35 protein-coding genes are annotated in these 25480 nt (G+C 27.2%); 34 read left to right on the forward strand and 1 reads right to left on the reverse strand.

Features of this window, described 5'->3' with window-relative positions; translation table 11 throughout:
• Positions 1 to 6: 6 nt before the first annotated feature.
• The 16 genes from mraY (at position 7) to pyrR (ending at position 11264) form a co-directional block, all read left to right on the forward strand.
• Positions 7 to 984, forward strand: a complete 978-nt coding sequence (mraY, locus tag ACX0KU_RS12640) for a phospho-N-acetylmuramoyl-pentapeptide-transferase (RefSeq protein ID WP_472990336.1) — start codon at positions 7 to 9, stop codon at positions 982 to 984.
• A gap of 24 nt (positions 985 to 1008) precedes the next feature.
• Positions 1009 to 2118 carry a stage V sporulation protein E gene (gene spoVE / locus ACX0KU_RS12645; RefSeq protein WP_472990337.1) on the forward strand — a complete coding sequence of 370 codons (1110 nt, stop codon included), beginning with the start codon at positions 1009 to 1011 and terminating at the stop codon, positions 2116 to 2118.
• A 139-nt stretch (positions 2119 to 2257) separates the two neighbouring features.
• Entirely contained in the window at positions 2258 to 3037 is a 780-nt protein-coding gene (locus tag ACX0KU_RS12650; protein WP_472990338.1) for a cell division protein FtsQ/DivIB, read from the forward strand.
• 13 nt (positions 3038 to 3050) lie between these two features.
• Positions 3051 to 3761, forward strand: coding sequence for a DUF881 domain-containing protein (locus ACX0KU_RS12655; protein WP_472990339.1), 711 nt, complete (start codon positions 3051 to 3053; stop codon positions 3759 to 3761).
• A 10-nt stretch (positions 3762 to 3771) separates the two neighbouring features.
• Positions 3772 to 4113, forward strand: coding sequence for a small basic family protein (locus ACX0KU_RS12660; protein WP_472990340.1), 342 nt, complete (start codon positions 3772 to 3774; stop codon positions 4111 to 4113).
• Between the two features lie 9 nt (positions 4114 to 4122).
• A complete protein-coding gene (locus ACX0KU_RS12665) occupies positions 4123 to 4863 on the forward strand; it encodes a DUF881 domain-containing protein (RefSeq protein ID WP_472990341.1) in 741 nt (246 codons plus the stop codon).
• Between the two features lie 21 nt (positions 4864 to 4884).
• On the forward strand, positions 4885 to 5550 hold the full coding sequence (locus tag ACX0KU_RS12670) for a YggS family pyridoxal phosphate-dependent enzyme (protein ID WP_472990342.1): 666 nt from the start codon (positions 4885 to 4887) through the stop codon (positions 5548 to 5550).
• Positions 5551 to 5561: 11 nt separating this feature from the next.
• Positions 5562 to 6023 (forward strand): cell division protein SepF, encoded by a 462-nt coding sequence (locus ACX0KU_RS12675; protein ID WP_472990343.1) that lies wholly within the window; start codon positions 5562 to 5564, stop codon positions 6021 to 6023.
• A 14-nt stretch (positions 6024 to 6037) separates the two neighbouring features.
• Entirely contained in the window at positions 6038 to 6295 is a 258-nt protein-coding gene (locus tag ACX0KU_RS12680; protein WP_472990344.1) for a YggT family protein, read from the forward strand.
• A 22-nt stretch (positions 6296 to 6317) separates the two neighbouring features.
• Positions 6318 to 7100, forward strand: coding sequence for a YlmH family RNA-binding protein (locus ACX0KU_RS12685; RefSeq protein WP_472990345.1), 783 nt, complete (start codon positions 6318 to 6320; stop codon positions 7098 to 7100).
• Positions 7101 to 7116: 16 nt separating this feature from the next.
• Positions 7117 to 7740 carry a DivIVA domain-containing protein gene (locus tag ACX0KU_RS12690; protein ID WP_472990346.1) on the forward strand — a complete coding sequence of 208 codons (624 nt, stop codon included), beginning with the start codon at positions 7117 to 7119 and terminating at the stop codon, positions 7738 to 7740.
• Between the two features lie 120 nt (positions 7741 to 7860).
• The gene (locus ACX0KU_RS12695) at positions 7861 to 8553 is read left to right on the forward strand and encodes a 5'-methylthioadenosine/adenosylhomocysteine nucleosidase (protein ID WP_472990347.1); all 693 of its coding nucleotides are present in this window, start codon (positions 7861 to 7863) and stop codon (positions 8551 to 8553) included.
• Between the two features lie 101 nt (positions 8554 to 8654).
• Entirely contained in the window at positions 8655 to 9272 is a 618-nt protein-coding gene (locus ACX0KU_RS12700) for a TraR/DksA C4-type zinc finger protein (protein WP_472990348.1), read from the forward strand.
• A 23-nt stretch (positions 9273 to 9295) separates the two neighbouring features.
• The gene (gene lspA, locus ACX0KU_RS12705; protein ID WP_472990349.1) at positions 9296 to 9748 is read left to right on the forward strand and encodes a signal peptidase II; all 453 of its coding nucleotides are present in this window, start codon (positions 9296 to 9298) and stop codon (positions 9746 to 9748) included.
• Complete coding sequence (locus ACX0KU_RS12710; RefSeq protein WP_472990350.1) at positions 9741 to 10643, forward strand: RluA family pseudouridine synthase; 903 nt, start codon at positions 9741 to 9743, stop codon at positions 10641 to 10643. The genes lspA and ACX0KU_RS12710 overlap by 8 nt, the downstream gene beginning before the upstream one ends.
• Before the next feature lie 84 nt (positions 10644 to 10727).
• A complete protein-coding gene (gene pyrR, locus ACX0KU_RS12715; protein WP_472990351.1) occupies positions 10728 to 11264 on the forward strand; it encodes a bifunctional pyr operon transcriptional regulator/uracil phosphoribosyltransferase PyrR in 537 nt (178 codons plus the stop codon).
• A 46-nt stretch (positions 11265 to 11310) separates the two neighbouring features.
• Here pyrR and ACX0KU_RS12720 read toward each other — a convergent pair whose 3' ends face one another.
• A complete protein-coding gene (locus ACX0KU_RS12720; RefSeq protein ID WP_472990352.1) occupies positions 11311 to 13050 on the reverse strand; it encodes an Rqc2 family fibronectin-binding protein in 1740 nt (579 codons plus the stop codon).
• 185 nt (positions 13051 to 13235) lie between these two features.
• Between ACX0KU_RS12720 and dapF the strand changes: the two genes are divergently transcribed.
• From dapF to spoIIIAE, 18 genes are all read left to right on the forward strand, one after another.
• A complete protein-coding gene (dapF, locus tag ACX0KU_RS12725; protein WP_472990353.1) occupies positions 13236 to 14057 on the forward strand; it encodes a diaminopimelate epimerase in 822 nt (273 codons plus the stop codon).
• A gap of 121 nt (positions 14058 to 14178) precedes the next feature.
• Positions 14179 to 15828: a GspE/PulE family protein gene (locus ACX0KU_RS12730; protein WP_472990354.1), complete on the forward strand. Its 1650-nt coding sequence runs from the start codon at positions 14179 to 14181 to the stop codon at positions 15826 to 15828.
• Positions 15815 to 17017 (forward strand): type II secretion system F family protein, encoded by a 1203-nt coding sequence (locus tag ACX0KU_RS12735; RefSeq protein WP_472990355.1) that lies wholly within the window; start codon positions 15815 to 15817, stop codon positions 17015 to 17017. Before ACX0KU_RS12730 ends, ACX0KU_RS12735 begins: the two co-directional genes overlap by 14 nt.
• A 19-nt stretch (positions 17018 to 17036) precedes the next feature.
• A complete protein-coding gene (locus ACX0KU_RS12740; protein ID WP_472990356.1) occupies positions 17037 to 17453 on the forward strand; it encodes a prepilin-type N-terminal cleavage/methylation domain-containing protein in 417 nt (138 codons plus the stop codon).
• A gap of 1 nt (position 17454) precedes the next feature.
• Positions 17455 to 17898, forward strand: coding sequence for a pilus assembly FimT family protein (locus tag ACX0KU_RS12745; RefSeq protein ID WP_472990357.1), 444 nt, complete (start codon positions 17455 to 17457; stop codon positions 17896 to 17898).
• On the forward strand, positions 17882 to 18346 hold the full coding sequence (locus ACX0KU_RS12750) for a type II secretion system protein (protein ID WP_472990358.1): 465 nt from the start codon (positions 17882 to 17884) through the stop codon (positions 18344 to 18346). Before ACX0KU_RS12745 ends, ACX0KU_RS12750 begins: the two co-directional genes overlap by 17 nt.
• A gap of 1 nt (position 18347) precedes the next feature.
• Positions 18348 to 18821 (forward strand): type II secretion system protein, encoded by a 474-nt coding sequence (locus tag ACX0KU_RS12755; RefSeq protein ID WP_472990359.1) that lies wholly within the window; start codon positions 18348 to 18350, stop codon positions 18819 to 18821.
• On the forward strand, positions 18782 to 19213 hold the full coding sequence (locus ACX0KU_RS12760; RefSeq protein WP_472990360.1) for a hypothetical protein: 432 nt from the start codon (positions 18782 to 18784) through the stop codon (positions 19211 to 19213). Before ACX0KU_RS12755 ends, ACX0KU_RS12760 begins: the two co-directional genes overlap by 40 nt.
• A 19-nt stretch (positions 19214 to 19232) precedes the next feature.
• Positions 19233 to 19991, forward strand: coding sequence for a hypothetical protein (locus ACX0KU_RS12765; protein ID WP_472990361.1), 759 nt, complete (start codon positions 19233 to 19235; stop codon positions 19989 to 19991).
• 6 nt (positions 19992 to 19997) lie between these two features.
• Positions 19998 to 20480 (forward strand): hypothetical protein, encoded by a 483-nt coding sequence (locus tag ACX0KU_RS12770; protein WP_472990362.1) that lies wholly within the window; start codon positions 19998 to 20000, stop codon positions 20478 to 20480.
• Positions 20467 to 20883, forward strand: coding sequence for a hypothetical protein (locus ACX0KU_RS12775; protein WP_472990363.1), 417 nt, complete (start codon positions 20467 to 20469; stop codon positions 20881 to 20883). Before ACX0KU_RS12770 ends, ACX0KU_RS12775 begins: the two co-directional genes overlap by 14 nt.
• A 229-nt stretch (positions 20884 to 21112) precedes the next feature.
• Positions 21113 to 21670 carry an elongation factor P gene (gene efp / locus ACX0KU_RS12780; protein ID WP_472990364.1) on the forward strand — a complete coding sequence of 186 codons (558 nt, stop codon included), beginning with the start codon at positions 21113 to 21115 and terminating at the stop codon, positions 21668 to 21670.
• A gap of 28 nt (positions 21671 to 21698) precedes the next feature.
• A complete protein-coding gene (locus tag ACX0KU_RS12785) occupies positions 21699 to 22073 on the forward strand; it encodes a CD1247 N-terminal domain-containing protein (RefSeq protein WP_472990365.1) in 375 nt (124 codons plus the stop codon).
• Between the two features lie 122 nt (positions 22074 to 22195).
• Positions 22196 to 23134: a stage III sporulation protein AA gene (gene spoIIIAA / locus ACX0KU_RS12790; RefSeq protein WP_472990366.1), complete on the forward strand. Its 939-nt coding sequence runs from the start codon at positions 22196 to 22198 to the stop codon at positions 23132 to 23134.
• The gene (spoIIIAB, locus tag ACX0KU_RS12795; RefSeq protein WP_472990367.1) at positions 23125 to 23646 is read left to right on the forward strand and encodes a stage III sporulation protein SpoIIIAB; all 522 of its coding nucleotides are present in this window, start codon (positions 23125 to 23127) and stop codon (positions 23644 to 23646) included. Before spoIIIAA ends, spoIIIAB begins: the two co-directional genes overlap by 10 nt.
• 60 nt (positions 23647 to 23706) lie before the next feature.
• Positions 23707 to 23904 carry a stage III sporulation protein AC gene (spoIIIAC, locus tag ACX0KU_RS12800; protein ID WP_472990368.1) on the forward strand — a complete coding sequence of 66 codons (198 nt, stop codon included), beginning with the start codon at positions 23707 to 23709 and terminating at the stop codon, positions 23902 to 23904.
• 9 nt (positions 23905 to 23913) lie between these two features.
• Positions 23914 to 24297 carry a stage III sporulation protein AD gene (gene spoIIIAD, locus ACX0KU_RS12805; protein ID WP_472990369.1) on the forward strand — a complete coding sequence of 128 codons (384 nt, stop codon included), beginning with the start codon at positions 23914 to 23916 and terminating at the stop codon, positions 24295 to 24297.
• Between the two features lie 22 nt (positions 24298 to 24319).
• Positions 24320 to 25471: a stage III sporulation protein AE gene (gene spoIIIAE, locus ACX0KU_RS12810; protein ID WP_472990370.1), complete on the forward strand. Its 1152-nt coding sequence runs from the start codon at positions 24320 to 24322 to the stop codon at positions 25469 to 25471.
• The last annotated feature ends 9 nt before the right edge of the window (positions 25472 to 25480 follow it).

The raw sequence follows: 25480 nt of genomic DNA on the forward strand, positions 1-25480 counted from the left end.
AGAACTATGAGTTTAATGATTTATTCAGTATTGGTAGCATTTTTTATATCAATTCTGCAAGGGCCTGTGCTAATACCATTACTTCATAAACTAAAGTTTGGTCAAAGTATTCGAGATGAGGGGCCAGAAAGCCACAAAAAAAAGTCAGGCACTCCTACTATGGGAGGAATAATATTTATAATTTCGTCTATAATTACTGTATTTATAATACTAAAAAAACCTGGTAATGAAACTATGCTTGCTATATTTGCTTTTGTAAGTTTTGGAGTTATAGGAGCTATCGATGATTTATTAAAAATAACTAGGAAGAAAAATGAGGGGTTAAAAGCATATCAGAAAATGTTATTACTGCTTATAGTTTCAGCTATAGTTGCATTTTATGCATATAATGATCCTAAAATTGGAGGAAGTATACTAGTTCCCTTTACACATAAAACATGGGATTTAGGGATTTTTTATGTACCATTTATAATGTTTTATTTTGCAGCTACAACAAATGCTGTAAATTTAACAGATGGATTAGATGGATTGGCTACTAGTATAACACTTCTTGTAATGACATTTTTTGCTGTGGTTAGTTATGCAACAGGTTATTATACTTTATCTATATTTTGTGCAACAATAGGGGGAGGCCTTTTGGGATTTTTAAGGTATAATGCTCACCCTGCACAAATTTTTATGGGCGACACAGGGTCTCTAGCATTAGGTGGAGCTGTGGCTGTAGTAGCTATGTTGTTGAAGCTTCCTTTAATAGTAATAATTGTTGGAGGTATCTATGTGTCAGAAACTTTATCAGTAATAATTCAGGTTATATCTTTTAAAGTATTTGGCAAGAGAGTTTTTAAAATGAGTCCCCTTCATCATCATTTTGAATTAAGTGGATGGCATGAAACAAAAATAGTTTCAGTTTTTTCTATAATTACTGTAATATTATGTTTAATAGGATTTTTATCATTGATGCAATTAAATAGTTTTTCCTTATAAGTAATTTAAAAAGGAGGATAACTTATGGAACAACCCAAAAATAAAATTGGGAAAGTTGACTTTGTGTTATTTGCAACTATAATGGCGTTAGTTGCAATAGGAGTTATAATGGTTTATAGTGCTAGTTCATATGCTTCATTACATAGTAAATCATACGGATATGATGATATGTACTTTTTAAAGAAACAGGGATTGTGGGCTATAATAGGTATTACATTTATGGTTATTGCAGAAAAAATAGATTATCATAAATATAAAAAGCATATTTGGCTTTTAATGATTATAACTATAATTTTACTTTGTGCAGTTTTTGCATTCCCTGCAAATCATGGAGCTAGAAGATGGATATATCTTCCGGGAGGAGCATCAATTCAACCTTCTGAGATAGCTAAGTATATGGTTGTACTATATTTAGCTAAAAGTATAGAGCAAAAGGGAGAAAAGATTAAAAGTTTTAAGTATGGAGTTTTTCCATATCTGCTGGTTTCAGGTTTTTTTGCAGGATTAGTATTATTAGAGAAGAATCTAAGTATAGCATCTGTAATAATGATTGTTACAATGATAATATTATTTTCAGCAGGAGTAAGAATGAAGCACATAACTATAGTATTTGCTATGGTATTTTCTGCAGGCGTAATCTTTACTATTCTAGAACCCTATCGTATGGAAAGATTTGTAAGCTTTTTAAACCCGTGGGCAGATCCGAGAGGAGATGGGTATCAATTAATTCAATCTCTTTTAGCTCTTGGTTCTGGTGGAATATTAGGTATGGGTATTGGTCAATCTAGGCAAAAGTGCTATTATATACCGGAACCACACAATGATTTTATTTTTTCCATTATTGGAGAAGAACTAGGGCTGATTGGATGTATGACTATAGTTTTATTATTCCTTATATTTATTTGGAGAGGAATTAGAACAGCTATTAGGGCTAAAGATATTTTTGGTACTTTATTAGCAATAGGAATTACTGGTGTAGTTGCTATTCAAGCTGTGATAAACATTGCTGTTGTAACTGGATCTATGCCTGTTACAGGAGTTCCATTACCTTTTATAAGCTATGGAGGCTCATCTTTAGTTTTTAATCTTATAGCAATGGGAGTATTGCTTAATATATCAAGACAAACCAATTAAAATAAAGCATTGCTAAAGGCAATGCTTTATTTTAATTTATGAGCATCTTAATTTAATTAAAAAAACTATTAAACAAGTTTAATTAAAATCTACAATGTGATATTATATAATTAATTAATTAGCTAGTGGGGAGTAAAACATGGGAAAAGATTTGCATAATACTAAAATTGTAAATAATGAATTTATAGAAAAGAGAAGGAAAATAAAAAAGATAAGAAGAAGTTTTTTATTAATTTTAATTCTAATATCAACAAGTGCTACACTGTTATTAAAGCTTCCGTATTTTAATGTAAAAACTATTGAAGTTACAAATAATAGAAATATACCATCTCAGGAAATAATAAACCTTTCTAATTTAAAGGTAGAGAAGAATATTTTTTACTTAGATTTAAAAAAATCTAAGACAAATATTTTAACTAATTCGTATATATTAAATGCGCAATTAAAACGAAAATTACCAAATCAAATTAAGATATTTGTAGAAGAAAGAACTGCTGTATTTTATATAAAAAAAGAAAATAAATATTTGATTGTAGATAATGAAGGTATAATATTAGAAGAAAAAGAATTAATAAATAATATGAGGCTTATTAAATTAGAAGGATTTGAGAAAAGTGTATACGAGGTAGGGAAAAAACTAGAAATTAAAGAAGAGCAATTACGATTAATTAAGGAAATTACGAATCTTATTAAAAATTTAAATGAAGGTGTGCCTGAACCAACTATAGTTAATTTAATGGATATTATGGATATAAAGATAATATATACGAATATGATAATTAAAATAGGGACAAGTTATAATCTAGAAGATAAGTATAATAAAGCATTAAATGTTTTAATACAAAATGATCTTTTGAAAAAACAGGGATATATAGATGTTAGTTTTAAGGGAGAACCAGTATTTTTTGTAAGTGACTAGGAGGATACGTTAAATGAAAAAGTTACATTCTCAAGTTTTAGTAGGAATGGTTTGCATTCTGCTTGGCTTTATGATTACTTATCAATTAAAAGCAGTTATGAATAAAAATAAACAGTTGGATGAGAATAAGCCTGTAGCACAGATTACGCTTCAAATAGAGCAATTAAGGAATCAAAAACAAGATCTTGAAAACAAAATAAATGAACTTCAAGCACAAATTAAGAGTTATGAGAATGCAGCTGCAGAGGGCAATACAATAACTAAAGAAATAGTAAAAAAGCTTGAGGATACTAGAGTATTAACAGGGAGTGTTGACGTTCAAGGTGAAGGAGTTGTGATTTATATAACACCACAGAGTGAATTTTTTGGCAATAATTCAGATGCCCCTATAATTCTTGACACTGATTTAATTAAAATAGTAAATGAATTAAATGCTGCTGATGCTGAATCAATATCTGTAAATGATATAAGGGTTAGTGCTAGGACTGGAATAAGAAGTGCAAGTAACTATATTACTATTAATGAAGAAAGAATTTCTCCATATAAGAGAATAACTATAAAAGCAATAGGTGATAAGTTGAAACTTAAAAGTGCTTTAGATTTCCCTGGGGTACTTGGTATTGATGGATGCACCATAACTTATGAAGTTTTAGAGGATATTAAAGTATACAAATATAACAAAAGTTTAGAATTTAAATATGCTAAACCGATAAATAAAGACTAGAGGTGTTTATATGATTATTTTTATTGGACTTTTAATTGGAATAATAGTAGGATTATTTTGGAATATAAATAATCCTATGAAATTTTCTCCATATATTTCTGTTGCCATATTTGCTTGCTTAGATTCGGTTTTTGGAGCAATGAGAGCTACAATTGATAAAAAGTTTAGAGCAGATGTATTTATATCAGGTTTTTTTGGAAATGCAGTCTTAGCTGCAGCACTAACTTATTTAGGAGATAAACTTGGAATGCCAATATATTTAGCAGCAATAATTGTATTTGGAGAAAGAATATTTAATAATTTTGCATCTGTAAGAAGATTGCTACTTGAAAAAGCAAAATCCCATCAATGAGGTGATTAAATGAAAACAAATGAAGCTACTATATTTGTTTTTATTGCTTGTATAATAATAGGAATATTGATATCTTCTAGTATGGATTTTCAAAAAATAAATGATGGAATATTTTTAACTCCAGCGGAGTATCAAGAAGCTTATGAATATAACAGTAACTTAAACAAAGATATTGATGATTTAACAGAAAAATATTATCAATACTATACAAAACTTCAAAGCTATAAAGATAATCAGAATAATAAAAAAAGTGTATTAGAAGAAATAAATAAAGAAATAAACAATAATTATATGATGTTAGGTGTTACAGATGTTGTAGGTGAAGGAATTGTAATTGATTTAATAGATGATGCTAGTGGAGAGTATTTTGGAGAAGTGATTGATCCTAATGAGTGGTCGTCTAGAATTATTCATGATACTGATATAGTTAATGTTATTAATGAACTTAAAATTGCTGGAGCAGAAGTTATATCTCTAAATGGTCAAAGAATTACAGATAAATCAGATATTTTTTGCTGGGGAGTATTTATAGAATTGGATGGTGTGAAAATTCCAGGACCGTATAATATAAAGGTTATAGGCAATAAAGAAGAAATATATAGTTATATGTTGTCAGAAGGAGGATACGTATCATTCCTAAAAATCAGAGGTATAAGAGTTGATGTTTATAAGCAAAATGAAGTTAAGATTATGGCTAGTGATAGGAAGATAAATTATCAATATATGAAGGAATTTAAGAAGGAGAAATAGATTATAAAGGGAGGAGAATAGTTGGATATTAAAGAAAATATTAAAAAAGTAAAATCTGAAATTTCAAATGAAACTACATTAGTGGCAGTATCAAAAACTAGGGCTTTAAGTGAGTTAGAACAGGTTTATGAATCTGGAATAAGAGATTTTGCTGAAAATAAAGTTCAAGAGTTTATAGAAAAACATGAACTTTTCCATAATGATGTAAAATGGCATTTTATTGGACATCTTCAAAGGAATAAAGTAAAATATATAGTAGGTAAAATTTATCTAATACATACTTTAGATAATCTTCAATTATTAGAAGAAATAGAAAAGAGATATTCCACAGAAGGGCAAGTGGCTAATGTTTTAATACAAGTTAATATTGGAAGAGACGAAAATAAATCAGGAGTCTTATTAGAAAATCTAGAAGAACTTATTGATGCTTGTGAAAAATGTAGTAGTGTTAAAGTTAAAGGGCTCATGACTATTTTACCTAAAGTAGATGATGAACTTACTAGAAAATATTTTGCAGAAATGAAGAATTTATATGACTGTTTGTCAAAAAAGAGGTATAATAATGTATTGATGGAATATCTTTCAATGGGAATGAGTAGCGACTATAAAATTGCTGTTTTAGAAGGAGCAAATGTTATTAGGGTCGGTGAAGGAATATTTGGCAAAAGAAGTTATAATAATTTTTAGGAGGGACACATATGGCAGGGAGAATTGTTAACAAAGTTATGGATTTTTTAGGTTTAGAAGAAGAAGTTGATGAAATAGAAGAAGTGAGTAATGAAGAAATTGAAAAAAATGATGAAGAGATTGAGAATGTCTTTAATCACACCAATTCAAAGAAACAGAAAGGCAAGGTAGTAAGTATACATACAGCTTCAAGTTCGAAAATCTTGATTGTTAAACCTTCAGATTATGATGAAGCTATAGAAATATGTGATAATTTAAAAAGTAGAAAAATATTAGTAATTAATATGACAAGCCTTGAGTCGAAAATAGCTCAAAGATTATTAGATTTTATAGCAGGTGCTAGTTATGCATTAGGTGGTTCTCTGGAGGAAATTGAAAAGGGAGTTTACATAATATCACCATCAAATGTGGAAATGTCTAATGAACTAAAAAATGAGTTATCAACTAAAGGACTTCTTAATTGGACTAGATAAATTGGAGGAATGTTATGTTTGTTTTACAACGTGCTCTACTTATGTTAATTGGATTTTTAGAAACCCTAATAATTATTCATGTTATATTATCTTGGATTTATAGAGGTAATAATGAGCTAGTTAGAATTATAAATATATTCACGGAGCCATTATTGTTGCCAGGAAAAAAGATACAGGAAAAAATAATTCCAGATGTGCCTGTAGATTTTTCACCTATTATAGCGTTCTTTATACTGGGTATTTTAGAAAAAATTGTAGTAAATATATTATAAAAAGAATAGGGAAAAGTATAAGATGAACAAAAAACAATTTCTAGAAAGAATTGGTTTTGAAGATAAAATATTTTTATCAAATATATTTGATAAAATTGAAATTTTTAATAAGATAAATAGATCTATTTATTTAGACGAATTTTATCCACCAGCTATATGGAAGTCTTTAGAAAAATTAAGCTGTGAGATAGGATGTAAAATTGGTAGCTTTGGAATATTTGAGGAATGTGATAGAAAAATTGTTTCAATTTTACCAAATGAAGAGGATGAGGACATCTATAAGTATAAAATTAGTCTCATTAAAATTATAAATAAATCTGCTTTTAACAAACTTAAACATTCGGATTATTTAGGTGCTTTAATGTCTCAAGGAATAAAGCGAGAGAAGTTTGGAGATCTTTTAGTAGATGGTGATATCTGTTATGTTCCTATATGTTCAGATATTGTTAGCTTTATAAAAGATAATTTAAAAAAAATAGGAAAAGCACCTTGTTTTGTTGAAGAAATAGATATAAAAGAAGATACTCTTCCAAAAGTTAAGTATGAAGTAAAGACCATTGTGGTTTCTTCTTTAAGACTTGATTGCGTTGTTTCAGCGTTATGTGGTATTTCAAGAAGCGTCTCTGTGGATTTAATAAAACGGGGATTGGTCTTATATGATTATGAAAAAAGTTGTGAGAAAGATGAAGATGTTTATTTTGATACTACTATAACTATTCGAGGATATGGAAAATTTAAGATAGAACAATTTATAGGTAAAACACAAAAAGATAAAGATCGAATTATTGTGAAAAAATACATATGATTATGAGGTGATTAATATGGTAATTACATCAATGGATATTAATAATAAGGAGTTTAAAAAATCACTTAGAGGATACGACTGTGGTGAAGTTGATGAGTTTTTAGATAAAGTTTCGGAGGATTATGAAGTTTTATATAAGGACAACTCATCATTGAAAGAAAAGATAGAACTTTTAGAGGAACAGATAAAGCATTACTCTAAAATTGAATCTACAATACAACATACTTTAATTCTAGCTCAAAATGCCGCAGAACAAGCAAAGCAATGTGCAAAAAGTGAGTCAGAGATGATACTTAAACAATCGAATGATGCAGCTAAAAAGATAATAGATAAAGCGCATAACGATGTTGTAAAAATAAATGAGGATTATGATGGAATTAAACAAGAATTTTTAAGGTTTAGAACTAAATTTAGAAATTTTATGAATTCACAGGTGGATACTTTTAATGAACTTGAAAAAGAATTCATGAAAGAATATAATATTGGTAACGCTTTGGAAGCTAATCATATTCATAATAAAGAAGTTATACATAAAGAAGAAACAACGTTAGATTTAGATAGTACTAAATTAGACACTATAAAAGATTTTAATAATAGTGAGTTAGATTCAATAAAAAGTTTTTTTGTAAAAGAAAGCTAAAAAAAGTCTCACCAAAGTGTGAGACTTTTTTCTGATTATATACTTATATAATCAGAAAAAAGTATTTTTATATGTTATCATAATTATTAGTGTAAATATTTATTATATGGAGGTAGTAATATGACAATAGGAATTATTGGGGCCATGGATGAAGAGGTAAAGATATTATTAGATAATATTGTTTTAGATAATAAAAACGAAAAGGCAAAGATGGAGTTTAATTTAGGAATGCTTTGGGGTAGGGATGTAGTAATTGTAAGAAGTGGTATAGGAAAAGTAAATGCAGCAATTTGCACCCAAATATTAATTGATGATTATAAAGTTGACAAAATAATTAATGTAGGAGTTGCAGGTGGAATAGGAAAAAAAATTTTTCCAGGTGACGTTGTTATTGCAGATACATTAGTTCAACATGATATGGATACTTCGGTTTTTGGAGATAAACTTGGTCAAATACCTAGACTCGACACTTATGATTTTAAATGTGACCATAGTTTGATAGAAATTGCTAAAAGAATTTGTGAAAAAGCAACAGGACATAAAAGTTATATTGGAAGAATTGTATCAGGAGATCAATTTATTGCAGATGTTGAAAAAATAAGATGGTTAAATAAGGAGTTTGATGCTATGGCATGTGAAATGGAAAGCGCTAGTATAGCTCAAGTTTGTTATCTTAATAATATTCCATTTATAGTAATTAGATCTATATCTGATAATGCCAATAACGGTGCACATATAGATTTTGAAAAATTTATTCCTATAGCTGTAGAAAATTCTACAGAAATAATAAGAAATATGCTAAAACATATGTAAATTAAAAATTGTAGAACTCTTTAAGTTTGTAATAAAATGCTCCTCTTTAGAGAAACTACTAGTATATATAAATTATTAGTTACTAAAAAGGAGTTGTATCCATGAATAATAATAAAATGCAATACTATAAAGATAAGTTGATAAGAGAAAAGACTAGAGTATTAAATTTAATCGATAAAATTAAAGAATTTGAAGGAGTTGATTCTGACAGTATGTTATCATCAGAACTCTCACTTTATGATAATCATCCTGCAGATAATGCTCAAGAATTATATGATAAAGAAAAAGGTGCAGCACTACAAAAGAATGAAATAGAAATATTAAACTCCATAGATGATTCATTAAAAAATGTAGAGGATGGAACCTATGGAAAGTGCAAAGCCTGTGGTTCAAGTATTCCTGAACAAAGGTTGGAGGCTATTCCCTATACTCAATACTGCATAAACTGTAAAAAAGAACAGAATAAATCTATGCCTACGGACGAGCATAATGATCCTCCAGAAGAAGATGTTATTAAAGCACCTTTTGGCTATGGAAACAAGGATTTTAAAGATTTTACAGGATTTGATTCTGAGGATAGTTATCAAAGTGTAGATAGATTTAATACTATGGAAAAAGTATATGATTATGGGGATTACAGTGATGATGAGAATATGGGATATGTAGAAGATGTTGAGAAAATAAGTAACGAGTATTATAAAAATCAATTACCAAATTAATCTATCGATTATGGGGGGAGAATATGATTTTTTTTATAATAGTTTGTGGGATTTTATTAGATAGAATAACTAAGCTATGGGCTTTAAGGCGGTTAGTTCAAGTCAATGACATTGTAATAATTAAAAATTTGTTTTCTTTTCAATATTTAGAAAATAGGGGAGCAGCTTTTGGTATTTTTCAAGGGAAAGTTAGTTTGCTTGCTATAGTAACATTATGTATAACCATAGGAATGTTATATTATTTAATAAAGTATACTCCGAAATCTAAAATAATGAAAATAAGCTTTGGACTAATAATAAGTGGAGCTATTGGAAACTTATATGATAGAATTGCTTATGGATATGTAGTAGATTTTATACTGATACATTATAAGGATATATATTATTTTCCGACTTTTAACATAGCCGATATGTTAGTTGTGTTTGGGACAGTTCTTTTGTCAATCTATATATTAAAGGAAGATAATAATGGATAAATTTAAATTTAGTGTTGAAGAAGAATCAGTTAATAAAAGACTTGATGTTTTTATAGCAAATAGATTTCAAGATAAGTCAAGATCATATATTCAAAAAATTATAGAAGAAGGAAATGTTACAGTAAATGAGCAGCCTAAAAAAAGTAATTATAAACTAAGATTTAACGATGAAATAGTTGTAGACATTCCTCAGGTTGAAGAATTAATTATAAAAGGAGAAGATATCCCACTTAATATTTTATATGAGGATAACGATGTAATTGTTATAGACAAAAAACAGGGGATGGTAGTTCACCCGGCTCCTGGAAATTACAATGGTACTCTTGTTAATGCGTTACTATATCATTGTAAGGATCTATCAGGAATAAACGGTGTTGCAAGACCGGGAATTGTTCATAGAATTGATAAAGATACATCAGGTGTATTAGTTATAGCAAAAAATGATAAAGCTCATAAAAAACTTGCAGAACAATTAAAAGATCACTCAATGAAGCGTGAATACATAGCGTTAGTAGAAGGTTTAATCAAGAAAGAAGAAGGAACTATAGACAAACCTATCGCAAGACATCCTAAAGATAGATTAAAAATGGGAATAGTTGAAGATGGAAGAAGAGCAGTTACCCATTATAAAGTTATAGAAAGATTTAATAAATATACTTTAATTAAATGTATATTAGAGACAGGCAGAACTCATCAAATAAGAGTTCATATGGCACATATAGGATATCCATTAGTAGGAGATCCAATATATGGTTTTGCAAAACAAAAGTTTAATTTAGAGGGACAAATGTTACATGCGAAAAAGTTAGGTTTTATACATCCTTCTACTGAAAAGTATGTTGAATTTGAATCAGAATTACCTGAGTATTTTAAAAAAGTTATAAGTAAGCTATAGATACAATTGACTTTTTTTATTAGCTATGGTACTATTTCAAATATATGTAAAAGGCCTTTAATTAACTTATAGGGAGGAAAATAGATGGATTTTAAATCAGTACTTCTTGATGAGAAGGCTATTAAAAGAACTTTAACCAGAATATCACATGAAATTATAGAGAAAAATAAGGGTGTAGATAATATAGTGATGATTGGAATACAAAGAAGAGGTGTTCCTATAGCGCAGAGGATTGCTAGATTAATTGAAGAGTTTGAAGATTCTAAAGTAAAGGTTGGAAGTGTTGATATAACTCTTTACAGAGATGATTTAACAGAATTAGGAGAGCAACCAATTATTAATGATAGTAGTATAGATGTGGAAGTTAAGAATAAAAAAATAATACTAGTTGATGATGTACTATATACAGGAAGAACTGCAAGAGCTGCTATGGAAGCTATAATAAAGCAAGGCAGACCAGAAACTATCCAACTTGCAGTGCTCGTAGATAGAGGACATAGGGAATTACCTATTAGAGCAGATTATGTTGGAAAAAACATACCTACATCTAAAAAAGAATTAATTTCTGTTAAAGTTACAGAAATAGATGATGAAGATTGTGTAAGAATATATGAAGCTTAACAAAAAAACAACCTTAAATCAGGTTGTTTTTTATATTAACAAATACTTAATCGTTTATCAATTTTAAATTTGGAGTTAAAGGTGTTATATATATAGTTTGATTAGTTGAATAAATAACCATACCTGGTTTTGCACCATTTGGTTTTTTTACATTTTTTACTTCTGTATAATCTACAGGCACATTAGAAGAATTTTGAGATTTACTATAATATGCTGCCAAATTTGCAGCTTCTTCTAAGGTTTTTGTAGGTATATTACCAAAAGCCTTTATAATAACATGAGATCCAGGGATATTTTTTGTGTGAAGCCAAGTATCGTTTTTATTAGCAAATTTTAAGGTTAGATAATCATTTTGTATATTATTTTTGCCTACATATATATGAATCCCATCACTTGAAATATAATGAATAGGATTAACAGGTTTTGATTTAGCTGTTTTATGAGATTTTTTGAATTTAATATATCCGGTTTCGATTAATTCTTTTTTTATCTCTTCAATCTCTTTATAATTATCTACATTTTGAATATTTGTAAGTACTGAATATAAGTACTTTAATTCTTCGGCGTTTTGAGCTATTTGTTCTTGTGCCGATTCTTCTGATTTTTTCAACTTATTATATTTTTTATAGTAATGTTGAATGTTTTGAGAAGGTGTCTTATTTTTATCTAGAGTTATTTTAATTTTATCAAGGTTTTCACTGTAATAGTTATCTAAGGTAACTTCATCTAACCCCTTTTCTAATAGATATATATTAGCGGTTAGAAGTTCGCCAAAAAGTTTGTACTTTTCTTTATCATCACATTCTATTAATGTATTTCTTAAAATTTTATCTTTTTTTATACATCTATTTATATTATTTGTAATAATTTTTTGTAAATCAGAGCTTTGAGCCTTGAGTCTATCAGCTTTATCTTTTGTATAATAAAAATTTTCTAATAAGTTTGAAGGAGAATTATAAGCGAATTTATCGCATTCTTTCATAATATCTAAATCTAAGCAATAAAAATCTATAGGATTTAAATCTTTTTTATATGAATAAAATTCAAATTTATTATTTAGAACATCAGTGATCTTTGATTTAAATAAAGTTAGTATTTTATCTAAAGAGTTCAATGTGAGGGGATCAGCATCCTGTTTAAACTCATTAATAATATCATTTGAAAAAAATTTACCTATGCCTGTAAAGACATTAGATATAAGATTATCATTAGGTTCTATATCATTATTTTTAACAAAATCATAAGCCTCTTCATAAGTAAAGTTAAATGGATTTAACTTATTTGAAGTAGGTGGATAAATATATTTAATACCCGGAAAAACACTTCGGTAGCTATTTTGGTCAGGTGTTATATGTTTTATACTGTCCATTATAATGCCATCCCTATCTCGAATTAGTGTAATGTTACTATGACGGCCCATTATCTCTATAATTAAAGAATAGGAACTATTAAAACCTAATTCATCTGTATTCTCAAAATTAATAACTAAAACTCTGTCTAAATCAATTTGATGAATATTTATTAATTTAGCATTATTAAGATATTTTCTAAGAACCATACAAAACATAGGTGCTTTTAGAGGATTAATCTTACTTGCTTCAGTAAGATGGATTCGAGGATAGTTAGAGCTAGAACTTATAAGTAATTTATGAGTAGATCTCCCTTGTCTAATATTTAGAATTATTTCATCTTTTTCTGGTTGATTTACTTTATCCACTTTTCCATTAATAATACTACTCTTTAATTCGGTTATTACACTATATAAAAAAACTCCATCTAGTGACATAATTATCATCCTTTCTGAATAAAACAAAATACTAATTAGAAACTTAATCCAATGTAACTCCTTATAGTATAGTATTAGCATATAAAATTATCAATAAGCAAAAGAACATAATATTGACTCTATAACATAATTAAAGTAATATATTTATTAAAGTCTTTGGAAAGAATTGTGTAGGGGGTATTATATTGAATTTTACTAAGATGCAAGGTACTGGAAATGATTTTATAGTTTTAGAAGATTTAAATGGAGAATTAGAAAAAAAACAGGATAAAATAGCATATAAGCTTTGTCAAAGACGATTTAGTATTGGTGCGGACGGAATCTTAATTGTTAGAAATAGTTCTATTGCTGATATAAAAATGGAGATTATTAATGCGGATGGTTCTTATGCTGCAATGTGTGGTAACGGTATAAGATGTTTTGCTAAATATGTATTTGATTCTGGTATAGTTAAGAAGGATATTATGAATATTGAAACTGGAGATGGGATAAAAGTAGCTCATTTAGATATAGTAGATTCTAAGGTAGTTAATATTACTATAAATATGGGAACTTATTCATTTAATCCTATAGATATACCGGCTAAGGTTGATGATAAAATAATTGATAAATTATTGAATATTAATGAAAAAGATTATAAAGTAACCTCTATGCTTATGGGAGTACCCCATTCAGTTATAATGTGTGAGCTTGATGAAGTAGATATAGAGGAAGGCAAGTATATAGAAAAGTATGATATTTACACACAAGGAACAAATGTGAATTTTTGTGAAGTTATAGATAAGACCACAGTAAAAGTAAAAACCTGGGAGAGGGGCGCAGGACCAACTTTAGCCTGTGGAACAGGTAGTTGTGCATCTGTTATTGCGACAAATATTTTAGGTTATACAGAAGATGAGGTTAAAGTTATTGTGCCGGGTGGAGAGTTATATATTAAAATTCAAGATCAAGAAGTTTTGATGACGGGACCAGCAGTTACTGTTTTTAAAGGGGATGTAAATATTTAAAATATCAAGAAAATCTTACTTAATAAATAAGATTTTCTTTTTTTTATGCATAAATGATTAAAAATGTAAAATGTGTCAAAAATAAAAAATAGTATATACATAAATTAGGTTGGTGATCATTTTGATAAATAGACTAGCTAATATATTGATTAAGGAAGAAAATATAGCACAATATGATTATAATAATCTAAATTCAAATCAATCTTTAGAAGAAGTTTTTATCAGTAGTGGAATTGTGGATGAAGGTACCCTTTTAAAAATCTTAGAAGAAAAGTTCTCTATAATTAAAGTAGATATTTTAAGCAAAAATATAGCAGAAGATATTACTAATTTATTGTCTAAGGATGATGTAAGAAAATACTCTGCAATTCCTTTTGATATAAAAGGAGATAAATTATGTATTGCTATGAGTAATCCTTTAGATATAGATGCAGTTGAAGATATATCTTTTATCACAAACAAAAAAATACATGCCTACTATGATAAGAAAACTAATATATATTCTGCAATGGAAAATCATTATAGTAAGCAGATTACTAATGAAGCACTTGAAGATTTGAAAAATAGTTCATATATAAAAAAGTCTAAATTAAAAATTATCAGTAATTTTGTTCAGGAAGCGCCTATAGTTAAACTTACTGATTCAATTATAACTCAAGCTATTAATAAAAATGCAAGTGACATCCATTTAGATCCTTTTCATAGTGGAACTTTAGTAAGATTTAGGCTTGATGGAATACTAAAGGAACATATCATAATACCTAAAGATATATATCCAGCAGTAGCAACTAGAATAAAGATAAAATCTAGCATGGATATTTCTAAAAAGATGACACCTCAGGATGGAAAAATTAATTATAAGTATGAAAATAGATATTTAGATTTGAGAACATCTTCAATTCCTACTCTATATGGAGAAAAAATCACCATAAGGATACTAAATAAATCAAATGAAAATATAACCATAGACAATATTATTTATAATGATATGCAAAAACAAGAACTGAGAAATGCACTCAATAATCAAGGGGGTATTATTCTAGTTACAGGACCTACTGGCAGCGGCAAAACAACAACCTTGTGTGCTCTTTTAAATGATATAAATTCAAAACAAAAGAACATTATTACAATTGAAGATCCAATTGAATACAATATGCAAGGAATAAATCAGGTAAATGTTAATAATAAGTCAGGACTAACGTTCTCGATAGGACTTAGAAATATTTTAAGACAGGATCCAGATATTATAATGATAGGTGAAATACGTGATGAGGAAACTGCTGAGATAGCAATAAAAGCGGCTATTACAGGACACTTAGTATTATCTACACTTCATAGTAATAATACTTTTAGTAGTATATCTAGACTTTTAGATATGAAAATACCAAGTTACTTAGTAGCAGACTCTTTAGTGTTAGTAGTTTCACAAAGGTTAGTTAGAAAAATATGCCCTTTATGTAAGCAAGCATATGATCCAATAGACAGTGAGTTGAAAGATATAGAATTATATAGTTTAGATAAACTTTATAGAGGGAAGGGGTGTAAGGACTGTAATGAAACTGGTTATAAAGGAAGAATAGCAATTCTTGAAATTATGAAAGTAAATGAAGATTTTAGAGAAATGATAAAGAATAAAAAGTCTTCTATGGAATTGAAAAACTATAGTCTTAAAAATGGAATGAGTACATTTAGAGATAGAGCTGAAGAATTAGTTAAAAGTGGAATAACAACTATTGAGGAGATAAAGAGAGTATTTTATGAATTTTTATAGATATAAAGCAATAAATTCTCAAGGAAAGATTATTAAGGGAAGTTATTTAGTAGATACAGAAGCTCAATTAATTAATACATTAAATGACAAAGAACTTTACTTAATAACTTATAAATTAATTAAAGCTAAAACTCTAACAAAAATAATTTATAGAGTAAAAGATAAAGATTTGGCATTAGTATGTAAACAACTATCTCAAATACTAAAGTGTGGAATTAATATATCTGAGGGACTTAAAATTTTATATAATGAAAAGTTAAATTCTATGATAAGAGATGCACTATATATTATAAATGGGGATGTTCAAAAGGGAAAAGATATATTTGAGAGTTTTAGCAGATTTCCGAATATATTCCCAAAGTTTATGTTGCAACTAATATATATAGGTGAGAAGAGTGGAAACTTAGATCAAGTCTTTGAGGAATTGTCGGAATATTATGCCAAACAATATGGTTTAAATAGGAAGATAGGATCTATGTTGGTATATCCTTTAGTAGTATTGGTAGCTATTATTATATTTACGATACTTGTGATTATGAAGGTAATTCCAGAATTTTCAAAAACATTAACTGATTTTGATCAAGAGATACCAAATAATATAAAAAAACTCCTCTTCCTAAGTAGTTTATTTAATACGATTTATTTTAAGATCTTTTTAATTTTAACAAGTGCTATCTGTTATTATTTTGTTTTGAAAGGACATCATAGGAAAATATTTGATAAAGTTAAATATAGAATTCCTATATTTAAAAGAATTTTTATACAAATAAATGAAATTCAATTTGCAAGAAACTTAAATTTACTAATAAACAGTGGAATTACTATTAGTACTTCTCTTGAAACTATCATTGATAGTGAATCGAATATATATATAAAAGATACAATGAGTAATGTTATTGATAGTATGAAGTCCGGTACAAAGTTATCTAATGCATTATATAACTCGAAAATTTTTAGTAATATGTTTGTATCAATGCTAGCTATAGGGGAAGATACTGGTAGTCTAGAGGAGATGTTAAATAATGTAGCAGAAATATATGAAAACAGTGTTGATGAAACTATATCAAGAATAACAAAATTAATAGAACCAATGGTTGTAATTTCTTTGGCTATAATAATTATTGTAATTATTTTAAACCTGGTATTACCTCTAATTAATACTATGTATTCATTTGATTCTATTAATTAATTTAGGAGGCTATGATTTGGTGAATGATATTAAAAGAAAGGGATTTACATTAATAGAATTAATAGTAGTTATGGCTATAATATTAATTTTAGGTAGTTTATTAATTCCCAGGTATAATGGCTACAGGACAAAGGCACAAAATTTAAAAATTGTTGATACAGGAAGACAAATTTATTTAGCAGTAATTGAAAGTTATTCAGAAGGAAATGAGGAATTTTTAGAAGATAATATAAAAGAAATTACACAACAACTATTAGGAATTAATGATATAGAAGTTACTCATAAGGATACAGAAGAAGAGACAAGTATAACTTATAGTGTTGATAATAAAAAATATCTATTAGAATTTAATGATATAGGTAGTGGATTTGTTATAAAAGAAAGCTCAGGAGGAAAGCAGCTTCATCCTAGAGGAAATATCAAAGAAACAGAATAAAATGAGAAAAGTAAAAGGTGTTTCTTTAATAGAACTTATTATTGTATTATCTATATTGGTAACTATTGTAAGTTTCGGAAGCATAAACTTCATAAATCTATATAGGGGTATGAGCAATAGCACCAATATTAGTTACTTTGATAATAAAATTCTACATATAATAAGTGAATCGACATTGTATTGCAAGTCCAAAAATAAAAGTGGATACTTGTTATTTAGTGATGATTATCGAAAGATTAAGTTCTTCTGTAATAATTTAAAAGTAAAGGAGTATGAGGTTCCAGATAAGTTTATGTTTATAAATACTGATAGCTTTAATAAAAGAATAGGAATAAATAATTTAGGTTCAGTAACACAGGCTTGCACTATTAATTATAAAGATGAGAAAGGAAAAACTCATATAATAACTATAAGAGTAGCAACTAGATATGTCCAAATTAAATAAATCTAAAGGAATTACTTTATTAGAAGTTATATGTAGTTTATGTATATTTACTATTATGTTTCTTTATATTATGAACTGTTATATAAGAAATGTAAGGTTAAGCAAGTACAATGATGAAATGAATCAAACAATACAATTTGTAGAAGCATTGAAAAATAACTTAATTTATAAATGCACATATGAGGAGATTAAAAATATATTTTATTTATATACAGATGAAAATGCAGTAGAAGCATTTTATATAAACAAAGAGAATATAAATATAGATATTTTATATCATAAGGAGTTTAAGGAAATAATCTCAAGAGAGCACAATGATCCTATATTCTTAGAATTCAGAGCTAAAAGTATAGATGAGAATGTAATAAATATAAATCTAAAAATTAATATAAGATCATTTATAGGAGATCAAACTATTGAAACTGAAATATATAAAGGAGATTACTAACTTGAAAAAAGGGGTGACTCTAATAGAACTGATAATATCTTTATTCATAGTAAGTGTAATAGTTACTATAGAGTTTGGTTCATTTTCAAATAGTATAAAGAATTATAAAGAAGTTATTTTAAACGATAGAGAAGAAGTATATTCAAGAGAAGCTTTGAGGTTTATAGAGAGTGAAATTATAGATGTAAAGAATAAGATTATAAAAATAGAGAATAACAAACTAGTTTTAAAGAAATATAATGGAGATATGAATATTATTAAAGTAGCTAAAAAATCAAAGGATGAATTTAAAATAGTAATAGAGTATGACAAGGTAACAAGCAATATAAATACAACTGATACTATTGTTGAAGGAATTGGAGGATTTAAAGTGAAAGAGGACAAGAATCTAATATATATTGAAATCAATACAATCTACGGAGATGAGTATAAAAGATGTTTAGGGTCAAACAAAGTAGAAATGGATATGTACTAGTATATACTTTAATAATATTAAGTCTATTATTTAGCGTCACTATTCTTTCATTTAAGATAGAATTAATGAGAAAAAAATACAATGATTTATCTATAGAGACTCAAATACTTGATAATAAGTTTCAAAAAGAAAGATCATATCTTTTAAGTAAAACAAGTAATGAAATACAAAACATTTTAGGAAGCAAAGAGTTGAGTAAAGATGAAATACATAATGCATTAATTGAGCTTAATAAATTATATTTCAATAGTTCATTTATGGAGTATAACAAAAACAGTAAAAAGATAGTATTAAATATAGTTACTATTGAAGGGATAAAAAAAGTAGAGTATTACAATTATGTAATAGAAAGTGAAAGTAATAAAATTAAATTTATTACTACAGTACCATAATAAAGGGGTTTGAATTAATATGAAAAAAGATATTATACTACAAATATCCAATAATATTATACAAAAAATTCAATATAAGAGAAAAGGTATACTTAAGCCTAACTATACTATTGATAAATCTATTATACACTCAATAGATGATTTTAAAGTGGTAGTTAAAAATAGAAAATTATTTTTACTAATAGAAAATGAAGAAATCTATATTAAATATTTAAGGGTTCCTAAAATAGAAAAAAGTGATTTGAGTTGTATTATAAAAAATAGATTAAAATACTTATATGGAAAAAAGTCAGAAGAAATATTGTACACTTACACAATATATAAAGAGGAAAAAAGTGAAATCGAAATTCTGATTTTTTGTGCTAATTGCGATAGATTTAATATTTTATTTAATTCTAAAGATAACTATAAGTTAAATAAGATAACTTTAATTCAATTATGGTTTTTTGATCACTATGAGAAGCTTATATCAGATAAAGATTGCTTATTTGTTTTCAGATATAATAAAAATATATATTTATTATCTATAGTAAATAAAAAAATTGTAGGAAATAAAATTATACAACAAGAACTCATTTCTTCAATTACAGATAATATTGAATACATACTCCATAAAAGTAATAGTTATGATGGAAATATAAAAAGGATATATAGTGTGAATTTAAGCAATGATGAAATCTCAAAGTATATCCTTAGTTTTTATAAGTATGAATCTATTAATTTAGGATTCATAGAGGATGAAAGTGTTTTAGAACATTTTGCTTTTAGTAGGAGATAAATAGCTATGGAAAAATATAACTTTTTACCAATGTGGTATAGAGATGATGTAGAAATAAAAAGTAAAAATAAACTCAGAATATATATAATTGTACTACTAGCGCTATTGAGTGTTTCTATAATAAAATATTATATTAATATCTCTTATATAAGTGCGTTAGATAAAGCTATAGAAGAGAATATCTATGGAAGGACAGAAAATGAAAAAAACAATAACCTTTCTTATAAAGATAAAAATGAAACTATTTATACTTTTAATAAATTTAAAGATGGTATTCTCAAAAATTATAGTATAGAAGATGTATTTATAAATAAAAAATCTATATTATTAGAAATTGAATTCTTAAATATAGATAATTTGACTAAATTCATAAAAGATTTAGAAGGAAATCAAGAATATAGAATAAAGAAATTAGAACTTCAGAATATAGAAGAAAGTAATTTGAGACTTAAGGTAAGTTTAGAGAGGAAAAAGAATGATACAAAATAGTAAAATAAAAAGAAATGTAATTATCTATGCTTTAGTTAGTATTTTTGGTACTATACTTACTTTAAATTTTCTCCAATTTAAAGAAATAGAAAGAAAAGGAATTGAGTTAGATAAACTTTATTCTCAAGAAGTTGTAGCAGTTAAAACATCAAAAGGATATTTCTATGTATTGGATTATTTAAAAAGCAAAAAGTACTTAATAATAAAAAATATAACCAATGATGTTGAAAATAAAAATGTTATACATATAGATATAGAATTTAAAGGCAATTTAGTAACTTTAGACGATTTTTTAGATTCATTAAAGAAAAATGAAAGTTTTATCAGCTTGGATGAAATAAGATTAAAAGATCAAAAAAATGAAGTGTATATAGGAGAATTAAGTATAGCTTTCTATATTTAAATTTAAATATTAATACAATAAATTTTATGTAATTAATAAATATATTTGCAAATATTCGCAAGTTTTGATAAAATATCATTGGCTACCATGAAGTATTTGTTAAATAGATATAAATATATTATTTTAGTCAAGAAACAACCTCTGAAGACAATTAAACCAATTATAGTTGGTATTAATGTGGATTTTAGGGTTATAATAAAACTATAAAAGATTAGTGGAGGGATACATAATGATTTCAGCTGGAGATATAAGAAAAGGAATTACTTTTGAACTAGATGGACAAGTTTTTGTTGTAATTGACTTTTTACATGTTAAGCCTGGTAAAGGAGCAGCTTTTGTTAGAACAAAGCTTAGAAATGTTAAAACAGGTGGAGTTACTGATACAACATTTAACCCAACTGCAAAACTTCAAGAAGCGGTAATTGAAAGAAAAGAAATGCAATATCTATATAGTGATGATCAATTATACTATTTCATGGATCAAGAAACTTTTGAGCAAGTTCCTTTAAACTTTGACCAAGTAGAAGATGCTATTAAGTTCTTAAAAGAAAATATGTTTGCAGTAATTAAGTTTTATAAGGGAGAAGCTTTCTCAGTTGAAGCACCTAACTTTGTTGAGTTGCAAATAATTGAGTGTGAACCAGGAGCAAGAGGTAATACTACTTCAAATGTATTAAAACCTGCAAAAGTAGAAACAGGTGCTATAGTTCATGTTCCATTATTTGTAAATGAAGGCGAAGTAATAAGGATAGACACTAGAAGTGGAGAATACATGGAAAGAGTATAGTAATAACTACCCTAAAGGGAGTGTTAGAATGAATTCACTTATGTCAGAGATTGATTCAATAAATAAATCTATTAGCGGACTAGATTTAATAAATATTAATAAAGACGTAAAAGATATTTTGTTTAGTCTAACTAAAATAGTAACTGAGTTATCTAATAAGATTGAAAAAATTGAAGAAATTCAAGAAGAAATTAATGAGTATGTAACAGTTTTAGATGAGAACTTAGGGAATATCGAAGATGAACTTTATGGTTTTCAGGAAGAGGACGGAGAATTTAACAGTTTTGATTATATTGATGTGTGTTGTAATAACTGTAATGAAACTTTAGCAGTGGAAAAGACACTAGTAAATAATGAAAATGAAATTCTTTGCCCAAATTGTCGTACTTCTATAAATTTATAAATTGCTTAAGAAAGTATATGGATTTTAAATAATCTATGTACTTTTTTATTTTTTTGAAAAATAATTGGAATAATTAAGAGACAATAGAAATAAAAATTTATTAAGAGAGGAGGATGAGATATATGAATACGAAAGAAGTTTTTAATATATTGCCAAATACAATAATTAGTATTATTGAAAAGAGTAACAGAATAGATAACCTACAAGAGTTAAGGATAAAAGCAGAAAAGCCATTATTAATATATTCTGGTAATACAGAAATAATAAGCAATTACATAGTCACTAAGGAAGATATTAAAACTATACTTCAAAGAGTCAGTAATTACTCAATATATGCCTTTGAAGAGGAGATAAAGCAAGGATATATAACTATTAGAGGAGGACATAGGGTTGGAATATGTGGTTCTTGTGTTATTGATGGTAGTAAGATTAGAACTATTAAAAATATAGCATCATTTAATATAAGGATTTGCAGAGAAGTACTAGAATGCTCCCAAGACTTAATGAAATATATTATCCAGAATAAAAAAATTCTAAATACTATAATAATATCTCCTCCCAAATGTGGTAAAACAACATTAATTAGGGATATTAGTAGGAATATTTCGGATGGATTAATATTGAATGGGACAAACTTTAGAGGAGTTAAGGTCTGTATAGTAGATGAAAGAAGTGAAATCGGAGCTTGTTATAATGGCATACCGCAGATGAATATTGGGGTAAGGACAGACATATTAGACAACTGCCCTAAGAGTGAAGGAATTATGATGGCTATAAGGAGTATGTCTCCAGATGTGATTATTTGTGATGAAATAGGTACTCATAAAGACATTGAAAGTATAATAATGGCCATGAATTCGGGAGTGAAGTTAATTACAACAATCCATGGTTATGATATAGAAGATTTATATAAAAGACCTGTATTTAAGGATATATTAGAAAATCATGTATTTGAAAGAGCAATAGTGTTAAGTGGAAGACAAGGAGTAGGAACAGTAGAATATATTTATGATTTTAATAAAAAAGAAAAACTTTGGAGGAGACAAATAGCGTGTATTTAAGAGTTTTAGGATGTATTTTAATAGTAGCGGGATCTTCTCTTATGGGATTTTACTTTGGAGAAAATCTAAGAAAAAGAGTTTTTCAATTAAAAGAAATTGAGCAAGCACTCTATCAATTGCAAAGTGAAATTGTATATACTCATGTTGTTTTGCCAGATACTTTAATGAATATATCTAAAAAGTGTACAAAACCAATAAGTCATATATTTTCAGAAGTATCTAATCTATTATATGAAAATAAAGTTGATAGTGTTAATAACGGGTTTCAAAAGGTTATAGAAGAAAATAGGGAAAGTTTAAATCTAAAACAATATGACATAGATATTCTTATAGATTTATCTAAATCACTTGGAGAATCTGATATTGAAGGACAAAAGAGTATTATGACACTAACCATGAAAAACATAAGAAGTCAAATAGATGACGCTGAGCTATCCATGAAAAAGAATGTAAATATGTATAGATATTTAGGTTTTTCTTTTGGAGCTATAGTGGCAATTGTTATCATATAAATAGTTAAGTTTATAAATTATTTTATTATAAACATATATAAATAAAAGGAGGTATATTTTATGTTAGATGTTAGTTTGATTTTTAAAATTGCTGCTGTAAGTATATTGATTATTATATTAGATAAGATACTGGAGAGCACTGGTAAGAAAGATTATGCAATAATAGCAAATTTGGCAGGTATAGTTATTGTATTAATGATGGTAATTAACTTAATAAATAAATTATTTAGTACAGTAAAAACCATGTTCCAGTTTTAGGAGGATAATATGGAAATAGTAAAAGTTGTAGCATTCGCTTTTATCACATTATTCGTAGTGCTTGTCTTTAAAAATAAAAGAGATGACTTAGTTGTTCATATAAGTATCGTGTCTGGTGTAGCAATATTTTTATTCATGATAGATAAGATAACATCAGTACTTCAGCTTCTTCAAGAATTAGCACTAAAGGCTAATATAGATTTCATTTACCTAAATATAGTATTTAAAATTTTAGGTATTGCATATCTTTCATCCTTTTGTGCAGAGATTTGTAAGGATGCAGGACAAGGTAATTTAGGATCAAAAGTAGAATTTGCAGGTAAAATATTAATACTGGTAATGGCAATACCTATACTAATGGCAGTATTGCAATCAATAGTTAAAATAATGTAGATAAGATATAGGAGTAAGCAGTATGAAAAAGTTTATAGTAGCTTTCATTATATTTTTACTAGTTCCTTTTTATGTACAAGCGTATACAGAAAATACAACTCTAGATAAGGAGCAAACACAAGAAGTTCAACAATTATATAATTACATAACAAGTATGAAAACAGAATATGAAATATTAAATGATATTGATATAGAAACCTATGTTAAGCAATATATAAAAACTGGAAATGGAGATGTTTCAACAGAGAGAATCGGGAAGGCATTAGTATCATATGCTTTTAGAGAAGTTATAGCTTGTGGGAAATTAATGTCTATGATAATAATTATCTGCATAATTTGTGCCTTAATAAATAATTTAGAAAGTGCATTTAGTAATGGCAATCTATCTAATATAGCTTATTTTGCATGTTATGCCCTTTTAATAGTATTAATTTCAAGAACCTTTTATATAGGTGTTACAACAGCAAAAGAGGCTATTATAGGTATGACTGATTTTATGGCTGCACTAATGCCAGTTTTACTTATGTTATTGGCTTCAGTAGGTGGATTTACTCAAGTTGCAGTTATGGATCCGTTAGTAATTGGAGTAACAAATATAAGTGCAAGGATTTTTATAGACTTAATTATACCTGTAATTAGTATTACATTTGTAATTCAATTTGTTAATAACATCTCTGAGGAGTACAAGATAGACAAGTTAGCAAAATTAATAAACAAGTCAATCCTATGGGTACAAGGAACTATAATGACAATATTTATAGGAATTATAACTATAAGAAGCATGACCTCGGCAACTATAGACGCAGTAGCAGAGAAGACTATGAAGTTTGCTGTGGATAGTTTCATACCAATAGTGGGAAAAAGTTTATCAGATGCAATTTCAACAGTTGCAGGATATTCCCTGTTACTTAAAAATGCTTTGAGTAGTGTTGGATTAATAGCTCTTATCGCAATAATAATTCTACCTCTGATAAAGATGATATCAATGTCATTTATCTATAAGCTAACAGCCGCTCTAATGGAACCTATAAGTGATAGTAGATTGATTAAGTGTATAAGTGCAGCAGGTGAATCACTAGTCCTAATAACTGCTTGCTTAATTAGTGTATCTGTAATGTTTTTTATAATGATATCAATAGTAGCAACAGCAGGTAAAAGCATTATAGGAGTATAAAAAGGAGGC

The organism is Clostridium sp. X, assembly GCF_055755365.1.